The sequence below is a fragment of the Bacillus sp. SIMBA_008 genome (genome assembly GCF_046535495.1).
GTDB lineage: Bacteria > Bacillota > Bacilli > Bacillales > Bacillaceae > Bacillus > Bacillus subtilis.
In genome coordinates this window covers 1-240 of record NZ_JAWRWL010001168.1, presented here as the reverse complement: position 1 = coordinate 240, position 240 = coordinate 1, and the positions used below count along the sequence as shown (strand labels likewise).

Below are 240 nucleotides of genomic sequence, written 5' to 3'. Positions count from 1 at the left end.
CGGTCACTCGCCGGCGCGCGCCGCGAGTTCGTCGGCGATGCGGGCGACCGCGTTCTGCGCCTCTGTCAGGCGTGAGGCCTCGGCGTCGAGATCTGACCGGAGCGGCGCCGGGGCATCGTGCTTCCGGGCGATCTGCAGGTTCGCGCGCAGGTTGATCGTCGCGCCGGCGAGTCCGGCGCGCAGGGCTTCCGCTGCGACCGCGAGATCCGCCTGCAGGTGCGGATTCCCGATCTCGGTGAG

1 protein-coding gene is annotated in these 240 nt (G+C 72.9%); it reads right to left on the bottom strand.

Going from position 1 to position 240, the window contains the following annotated elements; genetic code table 11:
* Positions 1 to 3: 3 nt before the first annotated feature.
* Positions 4 to 240, bottom strand: a 237-nt coding sequence (locus tag SB658_RS27125) for a cyclodeaminase/cyclohydrolase family protein (protein WP_410603622.1), incomplete at its 5' end; no start/stop codon positions are given.